Annotated in this window: 16 protein-coding genes; 4 read left to right on the forward strand and 12 right to left on the reverse strand. The window is 38.1% G+C overall.

Translation table 11 applies throughout. The features are described 5' to 3' along the window. Positions 1 to 48 precede the first annotated feature (48 nt). Positions 49 to 525 (reverse strand): IDEAL domain-containing protein, encoded by a 477-nt coding sequence (locus tag BFM98_RS06815; protein WP_066036931.1) that lies wholly within the window; start codon positions 523 to 525, stop codon positions 49 to 51. Positions 526 to 729: 204 nt separating this feature from the next. Between BFM98_RS06815 and BFM98_RS06820 the strand changes: the two genes are divergently transcribed. Both BFM98_RS06820 and BFM98_RS06825 read left to right on the forward strand, forming a co-directional pair. Beyond that, positions 730 to 2,304: a hypothetical protein gene (locus BFM98_RS06820; RefSeq protein ID WP_066036932.1), complete on the forward strand. Its 1,575-nt coding sequence runs from the start codon at positions 730 to 732 to the stop codon at positions 2,302 to 2,304. Further along, a complete protein-coding gene (locus tag BFM98_RS06825) occupies positions 2,301 to 5,063 on the forward strand; it encodes a DEAD/DEAH box helicase (RefSeq protein ID WP_083225293.1) in 2,763 nt (920 codons plus the stop codon). The genes BFM98_RS06820 and BFM98_RS06825 overlap by 4 nt, the downstream gene beginning before the upstream one ends. Positions 5,064 to 5,305: 242 nt before the next feature. Here the strand turns inward: BFM98_RS06825 and BFM98_RS06830 are convergent, their stop codons facing one another. Next, positions 5,306 to 5,704: a single-stranded DNA-binding protein gene (locus tag BFM98_RS06830; protein ID WP_066036933.1), complete on the reverse strand. Its 399-nt coding sequence runs from the start codon at positions 5,702 to 5,704 to the stop codon at positions 5,306 to 5,308. A 297-nt stretch (positions 5,705 to 6,001) separates the two neighbouring features. On the opposite strand from BFM98_RS06830, the gene BFM98_RS06835 reads away from it, so the two are divergent. After that, on the forward strand, positions 6,002 to 6,427 hold the full coding sequence (locus BFM98_RS06835) for a YwpF family protein (RefSeq protein ID WP_048395644.1): 426 nt from the start codon (positions 6,002 to 6,004) through the stop codon (positions 6,425 to 6,427). Positions 6,428 to 6,512: 85 nt separating this feature from the next. Continuing rightward, positions 6,513 to 7,466 (forward strand): nuclease-related domain-containing protein, encoded by a 954-nt coding sequence (locus tag BFM98_RS24245; RefSeq protein ID WP_254660007.1) that lies wholly within the window; start codon positions 6,513 to 6,515, stop codon positions 7,464 to 7,466. A gap of 204 nt (positions 7,467 to 7,670) precedes the next feature. Here BFM98_RS24245 and BFM98_RS06845 read toward each other — a convergent pair whose 3' ends face one another. From BFM98_RS06845 to spoIID, 10 genes are all read right to left on the reverse strand, one after another. Continuing rightward, positions 7,671 to 8,096 carry a hypothetical protein gene (locus tag BFM98_RS06845; RefSeq protein WP_048395642.1) on the reverse strand — a complete coding sequence of 142 codons (426 nt, stop codon included), beginning with the start codon at positions 8,094 to 8,096 and terminating at the stop codon, positions 7,671 to 7,673. A 109-nt stretch (positions 8,097 to 8,205) separates the two neighbouring features. Then, positions 8,206 to 8,589: a hypothetical protein gene (locus BFM98_RS06850; RefSeq protein ID WP_048395640.1), complete on the reverse strand. Its 384-nt coding sequence runs from the start codon at positions 8,587 to 8,589 to the stop codon at positions 8,206 to 8,208. Positions 8,590 to 8,736: 147 nt separating this feature from the next. Further along, positions 8,737 to 9,180 (reverse strand): 3-hydroxyacyl-ACP dehydratase FabZ, encoded by a 444-nt coding sequence (gene fabZ / locus BFM98_RS06855; RefSeq protein ID WP_016991806.1) that lies wholly within the window; start codon positions 9,178 to 9,180, stop codon positions 8,737 to 8,739. A gap of 56 nt (positions 9,181 to 9,236) precedes the next feature. Further along, on the reverse strand, positions 9,237 to 9,527 hold the full coding sequence (locus tag BFM98_RS06860; RefSeq protein WP_004269489.1) for a DNA-directed RNA polymerase subunit beta: 291 nt from the start codon (positions 9,525 to 9,527) through the stop codon (positions 9,237 to 9,239). Positions 9,528 to 9,574: 47 nt separating this feature from the next. Next, complete coding sequence (locus tag BFM98_RS06865) at positions 9,575 to 10,414, reverse strand: flagellar hook-basal body protein (protein WP_048395638.1); 840 nt, start codon at positions 10,412 to 10,414, stop codon at positions 9,575 to 9,577. A 24-nt stretch (positions 10,415 to 10,438) separates the two neighbouring features. Beyond that, positions 10,439 to 11,272 carry a flagellar hook-basal body protein gene (locus tag BFM98_RS06870; protein ID WP_066036934.1) on the reverse strand — a complete coding sequence of 278 codons (834 nt, stop codon included), beginning with the start codon at positions 11,270 to 11,272 and terminating at the stop codon, positions 10,439 to 10,441. Positions 11,273 to 11,293: 21 nt separating this feature from the next. Next, on the reverse strand, positions 11,294 to 12,289 hold the full coding sequence (gene mreB / locus BFM98_RS06875) for a rod shape-determining protein (protein WP_004269486.1): 996 nt from the start codon (positions 12,287 to 12,289) through the stop codon (positions 11,294 to 11,296). Between the two features lie 209 nt (positions 12,290 to 12,498). Continuing rightward, a complete protein-coding gene (locus BFM98_RS06880) occupies positions 12,499 to 12,759 on the reverse strand; it encodes a sporulation transcriptional regulator SpoIIID (RefSeq protein WP_004269485.1) in 261 nt (86 codons plus the stop codon). A gap of 156 nt (positions 12,760 to 12,915) precedes the next feature. Further along, complete coding sequence (locus tag BFM98_RS06885; protein WP_048395635.1) at positions 12,916 to 13,593, reverse strand: M23 family metallopeptidase; 678 nt, start codon at positions 13,591 to 13,593, stop codon at positions 12,916 to 12,918. Positions 13,594 to 13,630: 37 nt separating this feature from the next. Further along, complete coding sequence (gene spoIID, locus BFM98_RS06890) at positions 13,631 to 14,569, reverse strand: stage II sporulation protein D (protein ID WP_048395630.1); 939 nt, start codon at positions 14,567 to 14,569, stop codon at positions 13,631 to 13,633. Positions 14,570 to 14,638 lie beyond the last annotated feature (69 nt).

Genomic DNA, 14,638 nt, shown 5'->3' on the forward strand with positions numbered 1-14,638 from the left:
GCACCTGCTTGTCATTTATGATAAGTAGGTGCTTACTGGACATTCCATCTATTCAATTTTGAAACCCCCAAGTTGATGGCTCTTTTGCTGTAGCAATTCGAAAAAGAGTTCTTTATTATTCTCTAGTAATGCCTGATCAATCAAATGATCCAAATTTTTCTCCTCTAACTCTGCAATAAGCTGATCGATTTCACCAACCGTCACAGTAGAAACCATCGGAATTTGTTGCTTTGGTGTAGCGCTTTCAAGTATTGGTGCTAGATGCTCATGAACATTAGTAATAAGCAATAGTTGATAAAGTGGTAACCGAATAAAGCGATTTCCTTTTTGGAAAACAAAAACCTCAGATAAATTTTCAATCTGCTGTGTCTTCATGTTGATGATCATCTCTTTACCTTCTATGGGAATGAAATGGAAAATCTCATTCTCTTTTAAAATAGAGAAATATTGATAAGCAAATACGAGACGTAATTTATCTCCAGTAACTTTTGTGTAAAACGGCTTCATGTATTGAACTTGCATCATCCTTCATCCCTCCCTAGTTATCTGATTATTCAGATTTTAACACAAATCAAAAGCCTTGTTAACTATCTTTACCTCATTTTTTTCTTTCTGATCATTCAGCTTATCATTACTGCATTTTAATCGTATAATGGAAGGACAGTCTTTTTTTCCTTTTTACAATTAACAATGTTAACTATAGCCATACATGATGAAAGGAGTGAGGTTATGGCATTGTCTATATCGCAATTAGCTAAGGAACATCAAACATTTGTGCTGACTAAATTAAAAGAAGCTGAACAAGGGTTACATCCTTCCTCTACCGAAGATGAGGAACTAGTGCGCCGTGCTGTCTTTTCAGTAAGGAATAAGTCCATTGTTTTTGAACGATTTAATGGAGCAAGTTCTATATTATATGCAAGTGTTCAAGATGTCAGACCCGCTTCTGTTGAAATTGATTTTTCAAAGGAAGAGCTACATTGTAGCTGTCCTCAAGCAAAATGGTGTCGACATCAAATAGGTGCTTTACTCGCTCTCTACCAATATTTTGATTCGGTTCAAAATTGGTCGAGTGCTTGGCGTGCACAAAAATCTGTTCAATTAAAATCTTTAGCAGATGAACGCAGCCCGCAAAGCTGGTCGATGATGGTGGATGAGGTGATGAAACGATTATTAACACCTGGGCGCATACTAGAAGGCTATGGGCTTTCCGCTGTAAGAACCGATGCTTTGGAGCGTCTTCGTCGACATATGCCCTTTGAGCGTGAATGGCAACCTCTTTATAAGCTCTATATGGAGCTAGCCATTTTTAATTCGATATGGCGACATTTAAATGAAACACCTGGACATTCGTTAGATTCACCTTATATGAAATATTTTATCGAACAAAGCACGCAATCTTTTGAGAGCATTCTTACAGAGCTTTCTAATCGATCACGACTATTTGCGACAGATCCATTTTATGATGCCATCCAAGAGCTAGTAAGAGAATTTTTATTAGAAAGACAAGGGCTTTTTGCCAATCGCCTTCGTCTATATATGCTACTATGGGCAGTACTTTTTTATGAGAAGCCTCGTCGTGAACAGGAATTGGCATTTATAAATAATCTTGTTCACTCTTCAGCAGAAATTTCTCTACAATCACTAAAATTATTATTTTATGTGCTATTACAGAAAGAGGATTTACTGCTTGAAAAGTTGGCACAGGTTGATTTACCACAAATGCAGGATTTGTTTGAACTAGCTACTTTTGCACAACGTGCTGGAGAGTCCAATTCATTAGCAGTCATTTTACGAGCAATTTTACCTTTGACTGAAGTGTTTCTACAGGAGGTCGTTCCAGTCGTTCAGCGTGCCCAATACGTAAGGCAATTCCAACTTTTATTTGACGAGATTCAGCTTTCGGAGGAAGAGGAAGCAACGCTGTATAGTGCCTTTGGTGTGTATGGACTACAGCCGTTCTCAAGTTTTTTAATTAAAAAAGGTCGCTATCGGGAATGGGCAGCTCTGCATCAACTAAACCCATCATCCCTCTCTTACTTAGAAATGTGTGGATTAAAGGATGTATTACAGGTTGAACCTGCAACTGTTTTACCTTTATATCATGTCTATGCAATGGCTGAAATTACGCAAAAATCACGCTTAAATTATAAACAGGCTGTGCGTATTTGGAAAAGTATGCGTAGCGCTGCAAAGCGAGCTGGTAAAGCAGCTTATTTTGAAACATATATGCAAACCATTCGTGCAGAATATAAACGACTACGTGCGTTACAAGAAGAAATTGAGAAAGGAAACTTAGTATGATGACAATAAATGCTCCTTCCCCTTTTTCCAAAACACAACAGCTCCATATTGAAGTAGCTCGGGAAGGATATTTTACGTTGCAGGGTTTTACTGCAAATGGTACAACAATCGATGTTGATACATTAATTTCTTCGCTATTCTTTACTTATGAGGCAAACGTTTATGGATTATTAACAAATCGAGCTGATTTTACAATTGAAGTTTCTACAGCTGAGTTACTCGATATTTTTTCAACAAGCTTCCAGCACCCTTTCATCAATTGGAGTGGTGCAAATGAAGAAAGTATAGAATGGTTAAAAAAAGTTTACGCATTACAAGCATACTGGCAAGAGCCATCACTTTGGTCACATGCTGTGATTGCAGATGATTTTTCATCATTAACTTTCCCTATTGATCATGTAGATTCAGCATTATTGGAAACAGCTGTACAGCAGAAGCTTTCACAGGTTGGGCTAATACTAGCTGATTTACCAAAGTTACTTCCCTTTTTCCTACGTGGAGGCTGGCCATTGGATCAAGCTCGTCAAGCTGGAGCCGTTTCCGTTTCTTTACGGTTAAGTGAGCCAGAAGAAGATGCCGATGTATGGTTATTAGAAACAGTCCTAAGCACTGCTACAACAAAAAACTACTGGACACCTGCTATTCGTAAACAATCCTTACCTATAGAAGAAGCACTACCTACAAAGTGGCGAATGTTTGCGACTGAAATTACGCAGCAACAACAGCAAATTGTAGAACTTCTATCCACCGATACAATCAATAGTGATATCTTTATTCGTGCGACACTGGAAGATTTAGAAGTTCGCTCTTTTTTACGTGAGGATCTTGCTAGATTGCAGGCACTTGGTTTTGATGTTGTACTGCCAGCATGGCTAAAGGATTTAAAACAATCCAAAATTCGAGTACGCGTTACAACTAGCAATGTTTCTACAAGGAAGGTAGCAGGTTTAGATGATATTTTAACGTTTAAATGGCAGTTTTCTATGAACGGACAAACGATTTCAGCTGAGCAATTTAAAAAACTTGTGGATGAGAAACGTGAATTTATTCGTATTGGCACTGAATGGTTCCGAGTAGATGCTAATTGGATGCAAGAAATGCGTGAATTGATGCAACAGGCAGAAGATGAAAGTTGGACTGTTCGAGAATTATTATTTAGGGAGTTACCAGAAGACCTGTCTGCCCCTCTTGAGGAAGAAGATGCAGATGATGCACTGAGAGATGATCCAATCTTTGCATTGGAAATACAACAATCATTAAAATCATACATGGAGCAACTTTTGGAGAAGAAAGGCTTGCCTGCCGTCTCGATTCCATTGTCCCTACAAACCGAATTACGCCCTTATCAATTAGAGGGCTTTGAATGGTTAGTCTTTATGCGCCAACAAGGTTTCGGTGCATGTCTAGCTGATGATATGGGCCTTGGAAAAACGGTTCAATTGATTACCTATTTGCTTCATATTTATGAGTCATCAACTTACACAAAGCCATCCATCATTATTTGTCCCACTTCAGTACTTGGGAACTGGCAAAAAGAACTTGCTCGATTTGCCCCGTCCCTGATTGTGCATACACATTATCAAGCAAATCGAGCAAAGGATGAAGAGTTTAAAAAGCTAGTGACTGCAGAAAGGCCACATGTCATTTTATCAACCTATGGTACTGTGTCACAGGATACTGAATTTTTACAGGATATCGAATGGGCAACGGTAGTACTTGATGAAGCACAAAACATAAAAAATATGCAAACTTTACAATCGAAAGCCATTCGTAAATTGCTAGGTGACCATCACATTGCTCTTACTGGGACTCCTGTAGAAAATCGTTTATCTGAGTTATGGGCTATTTTTGATTTCATTCATAAGGGCTATCTAGGTAGCTTTGGTCGCTTTAATGAAGAATTTATTTTGCCTATTGAACGGGATGAATCAGAGTCGCATAAGCAGAAGCTTCGAGCTAAAATTCAGCCATTCTTATTGCGTCGTACAAAGCGAGATCCACATTTACAGCTGAACTTACCAGATAAGCTAGAATCAAATGAATATTGTCCATTAACAACAGAGCAAGCCTCACTCTATGAGGGCTATATTTTAGAGACGCTTGATCAGCTGGAGCAGTTAACAGGCTTTCAAAAAAAGGGTCGCGTCTTAAAGATGCTCAGTAAATTAAAGCAGCTATGTAATCATCCTGCCTTATATTTAAAGGAACCTTTCGAGGATGCCGAAACAATGCTTGCGCGTTCGACTAAACTAGAGCGCATTGTACAAATGGCAGCTGAGATTGTGGACAATGGCGAGCAATGCCTCATCTTTACACAATATATTGGAATGGGACAATTGCTACAACATTGCTTTAGTGAAATATATAATGTAGATGCACCGTTTTTAACTGGTGCCATGCCTAAGCAGCAGCGAGACCGCTTAGTAGAGGCTTTCCAGGCAGGAGATTTTCCTATATTTATCCTTTCTTTGAAAGCTGGTGGAACAGGACTTAATTTAACAGCAGCTAATCATGTTTTACATGCAGATCGCTGGTGGAATCCTGCTGTTGAAAACCAAGCGACAGATCGAGCATATCGAATAGGACAGACACAATTTGTGCAGGTCCATAAGTTTGTGACAATTGGCACGATCGAGGAAAAAATTGATAAGATGCTGGTGCAGAAATCTGCATTATCTGAGGAGCTTATTCAATCAAGCCAATGGTTGACCGAGTTAGAAGATCAAGAACTCCGCGATTTAATAACATTAGATATATAATAAATGAGATGCGCCAAGAGCAAATAGTTCTTGGCGCTCTTTTAGTGGAACTTGCTACTTCTTTTCCCTACTTACTTCATTATTCGTATTTAGTTGTGTTGAAAATTCCATTGCTGTGCGGTCTTCAGCAATGTTTATTAGTGTTACACATCACTCCTTTCTGTTTGTTACGGTGCAAGAAATATAAGGAGAATGGCGGATCAGACAATGAATGTTCTTGCCCCGTATGTAAACTATACTTGCTAAGGTAAAACAAAATCCTTTAAGTGTTCCTGTTCATTCGGTGGCTGTGGCGGTTCAGTAACTGCTTCGTCACTATCTCTTTGTTTAAGTTGATAAAATCTAACATCCTCAACCACTATCTCTGTCATAAAAATCTTTGTGCTTTCCTCATTTACAAATGACCTTGTTTGAATACGGCCAGTGGCACCGATTAATGAACCTTTACCGCAATATTTAACGATATTCTCTGCAAGCCTTCCCCAAGCTGTACAGAAAACAAAATCTGTATCTACTTCCCCTTGATTGTTTTTAAAATTACGGTTAATGGCTAGTGAGAAATGGGTCTGCATACGATTTCCAGATAAGTAACGTAACACCGGGTCTTTTGTAAACCTTCCAACCAATCCGACTTGATTCATTCATTCACCTCCTTTGCTTTTGATTGCTCTCATCTTACAAAATGATTCCGGTATTCGCAAAAATCAATATTGTTAATTTCCTTCAGTTTTTGTGCATAAATTGGGTAAATCGGCATTTTTATTTTTCTATTTTTTATTAATTTTCTAGCTGAATGCTTTAGGCTGTAATGGCAAATGCTATTCCATGAAATCTGCAATTTCGCAGTTTTTGAATAACCGTCACAAGTGCGCATCACAAACAACAGCTGTCTCATGTGTTATACTAAAAGAATGACAGACTTAGGAGGAATATACATATTGAAAACCTTTAAAATGCTTTCCTTTGACCTTGTCACGAAAGATGGCGTGCAACCATTCCCTTTAATCGATGGCATCATTATTAATCAGGAAAATAGCCATCAATCTTGGGTACTTGAATTGTTTATGGAAAAACAATATCGCTCAACCTTTGATGAGCTCTTAGCGAATGCTACAGTCTTCAATGTACGTGCAGTTATTTCATTCCCAGATAATGAACCCGCTCCTTTTCAGGTGATCGTACATACTGTTGAAGAAATCGGTAATCATGTTTCAGTCCTATTAAAAGGTACGCTTAAAATTAAACGATCAAAATATGCAGAACAATTACTTTCCGAGCTACTTGCTGAGGGTGTTTCTTTAGAGGATTTACTGGATCGCTTTACACAAGATATGAAAAAGCGACCAAAATTAAAAAATGACTGACGATGCGAATTTTTGCATCGTTTTTTTATTGGACAAGCAGTAATTTTTTTGTACAATACAATTTAAAAAAGGAGGGTTACATTTGGTGGTTGCTATAAGGAAGAAGCCTTTAAAATTATTATGGCTTGAGGCTTTGATGAGGCGTCTTTTAAAGGATGATGTAGAATATCATTATTATCAAGAGCAGTATCGTCGACTAGATGCAGGGTTTGCTGGCGAGCAAAAGGTTGATCGCGTATGGCATGAATTAATATATCCAAATACCTTTTTTGTCTTACATAATTTATGTCTTATGAACACGGCTCAACATCTGCATCAGATTGATACGCTTTTTATTTGTCCCCATTTTATGTTGGTTGTAGAAATCAAAAACATACATGGTCGTCTTGAATTTGATCAACACACACATCAATGCACACGCACAAGGGTTGATGGTACTGTAGAAGGATTTCCAAATGCTCTTACTCAAACTGAGCGTCATATGGAATTTCTTAAAAATCTGATTACAAGTTATTCCCTTCCTGTTGAAGGGGCTGTTGTTATAGCAAATCCTTCCACAATCATCGTCAATTCAACTAGTACTCTTCCCATTTTTCATGCGTCCGGACTTCATAAGTATCTCCAGTCGCTTTTTAAAAAGCACCCTAAAAAATTAATAGATAATCAATTAACCCAATTAGTGCACCTACTACTTTCTAAACAAATTATTCCTCAGATTCATACATCAATTGCCCCATCACGATTTCGACACGGTGTTCTTTGTCCAAAATGTACCTATCAAAATAATATGTACTTCCATCGTGGCATTTGGAAATGTTCATTTTGTCATTATAGAAGTATAGAAATTTTCGCAGAGGCTTTGCTTGATTATCGGTTATTGATTAGTCATTCTATTACCAATAAACAGTTACGAGCGCGTTTTTTAGAATTAATTCTAACGATGCAGCTACTCGATTGCTACGGAAGTTTAAGTTTCCATATACCGGTACCTATAAGAATCGTGTTTACCATTTACCAGAAAATTTACTGGAGCATATGAAGAATTTTTTTTGATGGGGGTTTTGCTTAGCTTTTAGGTATTCACCCTGCTTTCGCGGGTATTCGCTTTGCTTCCGCTGGTATTCACTCTGTTTTCGCGGGTACTTACTCTGCTTCCGCGAGTATTAGGTCTGCTTCCACCGGTATTCGTTTCGCTTTCCATTGAAAAAAGAGTGTTTTCCGCAGAGGAAACACTCTTTTTATGTTATCGGTTATTCATACCATCACGGTATTTTTCAGTGTTGTTTACTTTATCGTCGACAACATCATTATTATTGTTACCGTTCATGTTGTCATTACGTTCAACACCATTTACACCGTTTGCATTTGGTGTGTTGTCATAGCCGTTTGTGCTGTTGATATCGGCATTTGAACCAGGTGTTGTTGCTTCAGGTAATGTTGTATTATCGTTAACAGTACCTCGATCTACACCATTCCCATTTACATTATTGCGATCGTATGCATCGTCACGATTATTCGGATCTAATGCGTCCTCGACATCGTCGACTCCTCGACGTACGTCATTCTCGACTTCTCGAACAGGGTGATCTTCTACTGCATTATTTCCCCAGTTACAACCTCCAAGGAATGCAGTTGCAAGAATGATGGTTAAAAATGACATTTTCCACATAGTAAAAAACCTCCTTTCTTGGGTACTATGTCATCAAATACATCTACTGTATTTGTGATCCTACATAGATTGCCCGAGAAAGGAGGGAACTATCCGATTTTTGTACAAACTATTTTTGTTTTTCTTTTAATAACTGTTCAATATATGCTGCCTCTGCTTTACAGTCGTAGCTATAGTTTGTGCCTAGCTCTTTTTGCAATGCCTCGATTGTTTCGACTTGCTGTGCTGTTGGTTCTTCATTTAAAATTTTGGCAATAACCTCATCGATTTTTTGTGCCATTTCTTCATGAAACTGTGCGCTCATCAATGTATCAGCAGGGATTTTTTCGATCCACGCGGCATTCTCCTGAAAATAAGTCTGCCAGTTTGCAATGAAGTCTTCCATGGAAAAGCGCTCTTCATCCCAACCAATACTTGCTAAGTATGTTTCAAAAGATGTTGAAATCGAACGAGTAATGCTAATTTTAATACCTGAAGACAATTCCTTATACATCTTAATAATCCTCCTACGTTTGTAAAACCTAAAAATTACATCTATTTCAATTCACAATCGCTTATTTACCATCGCAATTTAAGAACCTACTAATCAATTTTTGACTTGACTTTATCTATTTTATATCTTTTGGTCTACAAATGCAAATTAAGCTTGTTTAGGCTGTTCAGGCCCAATTGCAAATAGAATATCGGCTTCACATACAAGTTCTCCATCTACAGTTGCTACACCATGACCTTTACCCATTGCGCCACGAAGTTTTACAAATTCTACTTCCAATTTAAGTTGGTCGCCAGGTACGACTTGACGCTTGAAACGACAATTATCAACACCCGTTAAAAACGCTAAACGACCCTTAAATTCTTCAGCATTTAATAAAGCCACTCCACCTACTTGAGCTAAAGCTTCCACAATTAACACACCTGGCATAACTGGATAACCTGGGAAGTGCCCATTAAAAAAATCTTCGTTAATTGAAACGTTTTTTAATCCTACTGCACGTTTCCCTTCTTCTAATTCAATGATGCGATCGACGAATAAAAAAGGATAGCGGTGTGGTAAAATTGCTTGAATTTGTTCTGCAGTTAACATGTCATTTCCCCCTCAAAAATTAAGTATGTATACACAAAGTAAGGTAAAGAATAATGTTATTCTTTACCATTCATAATATCAAATATATGCTGCCATGTTTCTCGTTTAAAAATATCCATAGCATTGCCTTCTCCAATAACGCTAAAGCCAAACATTGCGCCTAATGCTGCGGCAACAACGACTAAAATGAGAACAATTACAATGCGTAACCAAATCGGAATCAGTCGGATTTGCACCCATCGAACCTCGCGTTGCTCTCCAGTCGAGCGGCGTTCTTTCTTTTCTGGTTGCGGTTGCGTATCGGTTTCTTGTGTCGGCACAGAACGTCGACGTGAATCGTTTGTCATAGATTGTACTCCTCTTCATTCCTTACTATGCGTTTTTGGATAACTTCCTATCGAATGCCATTAATTAGTCCTAGCATTTGATCTGCTAATGTCACCGCTCTTGCGTTGAATTGATAAGAACGTTGTGTTTGAATGAGTTCTGTCATTTCTTTCGAGAGGTTAACATTGGACATTTCTAGTGTACCACTTTGCATGCCAATTTGCTGACGGTTGGCTCCCACAAGCTCTGTCAAAACTTCTGCCTGCGTATAGCCAAGTTCAGCTAAATTATTAGGTAATCCCATATAAGAACCGGCAACATGCTCCATTAATTGCGGCTTTTGGAATTCTGTTACAGCTAAATCCGTACGAATAATATCCCCATTTGGATAAGATGCTTCTAATACGCCACCATCTCGAACAGCAAACTTTTGAACCGTGTCTGGTAATGTAATAGCTTGTCCTGCAGCATTAGCTACTGGATAACCCTCTGCTGTTACAAGCATAACTGTTCCATTATTCAATGGAGATAAATAAAAGTCACCTTGTCGAGTATACACTGTTTCAGTTCCATTTTCACCATCTGGCATCAAAATATTGAAATATTGTTTCGCTTTTGTGAAAGCTAAGTCTAAATCACGATTAGTTGTTTGTAATGAACCTTGCTTTTCATTGGATTTAATTTGCCCAATCATTGCGCCAGATCCATAGCGAATACCAACAGGTGTTTGTCGTTCTGCGCGATCCTGCTTATCATTATTAAATTGCTGATAAAGTAATTCATTAAAGGATGCTTCCTTTGTTTTATAGCCCGTTGTATTACTGTTAGCAATGTTATTACTAATGGTATCCAGTTTGTTTTGTAATTGCCCCATTGTGTTTGTAGCTGTAATCATTGTACGTAGCATTGATAAAAGCCTCCTGTTCGCCCATTAAATTTTTCCGATTTCATTTACAGCCTTTTCCATGCTACGATCATAAGCTTGTAATACTTTTTGATTTGCTTCAAATGCACGGTAGGCAGTCATTAAATCTGTCATTGTGCGACCAGAATCTACGTTTGACCCTTCTAAAAAGTTTTGACGTAGTGTAAAGGAAACACCATTCGCTCCATAAGCTGTTGGCAAGTTCTCACCATTTTCTGTACGAATAAGGCCATTATCTTGTTTTTGTAGCATGTTCGGGTTTGCAGCAAATGATACACCAACACGAGCTACTTGTTGATTATTTACAAAGATAGCGCCACTTTCATCTAATCGGAAATCATCATTTGGTAGCTGGATACGTTGCCCAGCATCATTTAGTACATATAATCCTTGACCATTAACTAAATAGCCTTGCCCATCTAACGTGAAATTACCATTACGTGTGTAAGCCTCACCACCAGCAGGATGTTCTAGTCGGAAGAAAATTGAACCCATAACCCCATCTTCATTTTGTGGTAAGTTTCCATTAATCAATGCCATATCTGTTGTAAAATCAGTGTTATAGATTTGGCCTTGTATGTAATTTGGCAATGTTTCTTGTAAATATGTCCCTGTATTTAAAGCTCCTACTTGACTCATATATTCAGCGCCGGCTTGTTGGTGAGCAGGAGCATTTGTTTTTCCAATGCTAGACATTAGCATATCTGGGAATGAGCGAATCGTAGATTGATCTGCCTTAAATCCTGGCGTATTCGCATTTGATAAATTATTGGTAAGTAATTCTGTTCTTCTTTGTTGCGTGATCATACCTGTTGCAACTGTATAAAATCCTTTAAACAAAGAAATCACCTCATTTTATTTTTATAAGGATGCTGGCACACGATCAATATTTTCAAGCATGATACCTGTACCAATGGCTACACAATCCATAGGTCTCTCTGCAATGAAAACAGGTACCTTCAACTCTTCTATTAATAGCTGGTCCATTCCATGTAACAATGCACCACCACCAGTTATAATCACTCCACGATCAATGATATCGGCTGATAGTTCAGGTGGTGTTTTTTCTAAGACATTTTTAGCTGACTGGACAATCATGGCTACTGACTCATGTAGTGCACGTTCAATTTCTTCAGACTCAATTGTAATTGTACGTGGTAAACCTGTTACCATATCACGGCCACGAATATCCATTGTATCATTGCGACTACCTTTGAAAACTGTACCAATTGTCATTTTGATTGCCTCTGCAGTACGTTCTCCAATCAGCAATTTATATTCTTTTTTAATATATTGCAAAATATCGTTATCAAACACATCGCCTGCTACTTTAATGGATTCACTTGTTACGATATCACCCATTGATAGAACTGCGATATCTGTCGTTCCGCCCCCGATATCGACTACCATATTTCCACTTGGTTGGAAAATATCCATTCCAGCACCTATTGCTGCAACTTTTGGCTCTTCCTCTAAATATACTTTTTTACCACCGGATTTTTCAGCAGCTTCACGAATTGCCTTTTGTTCAACACTTGTAATATTCGTTGGACAACAAATTAATATGCGTGGCTTCGCCAAAAATCCTTTTACGTTTAATTTATTGATGAAATGTCTTAACATCGCCTCTGTCACATCAAAATCTGCAATGACTCCGTCTCTTAGTGGACGAATAGCTGTGATATTACCTGGCGTTCTCCCTACCATTTGGCGGGCTTCTTCCCCAACCGCTAATACTTTATTTGTCTTTTTATCGATCGCCACAACAGATGGTTCATTGAGGACGATCCCTTTCCCCTTAACGTGGATTAATACGTTCGCAGTCCCTAAGTCAATGCCAATATCTTTCGAAAACATTTTATAATTTCTCCTTCCCGCCAGTTCCAACTACATAACGTTCATTTTATCTCTTTATCTAGAATATTTTATCATATTCTATTGGTAATTTCACCTAAATTTAGTGAATAAGACTGTTTTCTTTTTAGGCAGTGAACGGCTATAATATAGAATTACTATTCTTAGAAAATCATCACTTATGCTTGTCCAACACAACAAAAAAGAACGAATCATTCTTGACTCGCTCTTTCTTTCCACTTGTTTTTCGTTGCTTCTCCTCCGCGAATATGACGTACGGCCTTATGGTAGGCGAGTATTTCTTTCACTTGGTCAGCTAATCCTTCATGAATTGTTGGTAATCGCTCTGTTAAATCCTTGTGCACCGTACTTTTTGAATAACCAGTCATTTTCGCGAGGACACGCACAGTCTCACGCGTCTCAATCAGTAATTCACCGAGGCGTATGCAGCGCTTCCGAATGTGCTCATGCACGTTCTTCGTCCTTTCCACACAATTTCACAAAATGCTTTGGCAATCAGATGCACATTTGCGCATTTCTTCACCTTATGTGAGGACAAAGCTATTCAGAACACGTTTTGCATTTTCTTGATAAAATGCTGACTTTTTATGCGTTACTAGCTTTTCTCATTAAAAAGCTAGTAATTTTTTCGGATTGATATATTTTCCGTTTTCAAGAATTTCGAAATGCATGTGGACGCCAGCCGCTTGATTCCACTCGTTGTCAGTCGCTTTTCCTAATGCTTGACCTTGTGTAACCTCATCGCCTTCTTTAACAGCGATATCCTTCACAGAGCTATAATGTGTCTGCATACCATTTGGATGCTCGATCACGATCTTATTGCCTGTAAATGCGTCTAGTTTTACCTCTAGTACTTTACCACTCATAGCAGCTAGTACTTCAAACTCTTCACCATTCATAGCAATAGAGATTCCTGAAGATGTAGTAAATGTTTGATTAAATACCATTAGTGCATTTTCACGAGACTCTTCATTTGCCTCTAACTCGTAAAATTCTTGTAAGACTTGTACTTTACTAAAATTCTCTTCTTTGAATGGATACTTCATGTTTTCAGTTCGTGCATTAGTTTCCACTACAGGACCTGGATCTACTTCAGCTAAATCTGGTAAAGGAGCCTCTTCTACTTTTGATACGAGACTATTGTAACCAAATAACAATCCTGCTAGAACAAGTGCACCACCTGTGTAAACTACTGGCCAAAACCACGGTTTCTTTTGTAATTGGCCATTTTCCTTTTGATTTGGATCTTGGTTTTGAGAAGCTTTGTTATTTTTATCCTCTCTCATTTTCATCACCTCTAGTTGCAGTGTGAACAACTAGAAGTTATTTTAAACATGCATCTATTTTTTTTATTTCAATATCTTGATAATAATAGTGTAAAATTTCGGCAGCTGTTTTCCCTTCATTTGCCATTGCCTCAGCTCCATATTGACTCATGCCCACTCCATGCCCATAACCTTGAGTTTTCACTTGAACTTTTCTTTTATTGGCATTAAAGATGATTGTGAAATCAGTTGATGGTATACCAAGGAGCGTTCTTACCTCTCTCCCTGTCCAGACGTTATTCCCTAGCTGTAAACGTTCTACTCGTCCAGAATCATTATAAAATAACTGGATACGATTAAAATCACTAGGTTGCCATTGTATAGGCCAGAGCTTATTCCATTGAGCTAAAGTCCATTCTTGCTCAGCCTCAAACTTAGGAGATGTTTGATCAGATATACTTGCAACACTTTGCAAATATGGAATATCATTTCCACCATATCCATAAGCACTTTCTGTTTTACCATTGCTTGTTGAATGAAACATGGCTGTAATCAATTCATTATTATAAAGAATAACTTGTCCTTGTGTTTCATTGATAGCTTCGACAATTTTCTTTTCATTTCCCAGGAAATTGCTAGCCCAATTCGCCTTTCTTTGTTCTTCATCATAGAAGACTTGCTTTGCCACAGTTGGGGCGATCGCAATTTTTCCGTAATTTGTCGTTTTCAACGCATATGTGCGTGCTGCAATAGCTTGTGCCTTCAGTGCCTCTTTTTTAAAAGAAACGGGCATTTCTGCAGCAACTACTCCTGTAATATACGTTTCCAAAGGGATTTTTTCTTCTTGCCCCTCCACTTCTATAAATATTTCACAAGCATTCTTATCACTAGTTTGAGGTATGATAGCCTCTTGTCTTTCACTAAACCCTACTATAGGAAGCATATATAATGCCCCAATCAAGCAAATGACACCTATACTAATCATCCATTTTTTCATAAGGAATAATATGCTAGATTTCTTGTAGTTATGAGAAAACAAAAACCCTCTGCATAAAAAGCAAAGGGT

The organism is Lysinibacillus sp. AR18-8, from assembly GCF_001705465.1.
GTDB classification, from domain to species: domain Bacteria; phylum Bacillota; class Bacilli; order Bacillales_A; family Planococcaceae; genus Lysinibacillus; species Lysinibacillus capsici.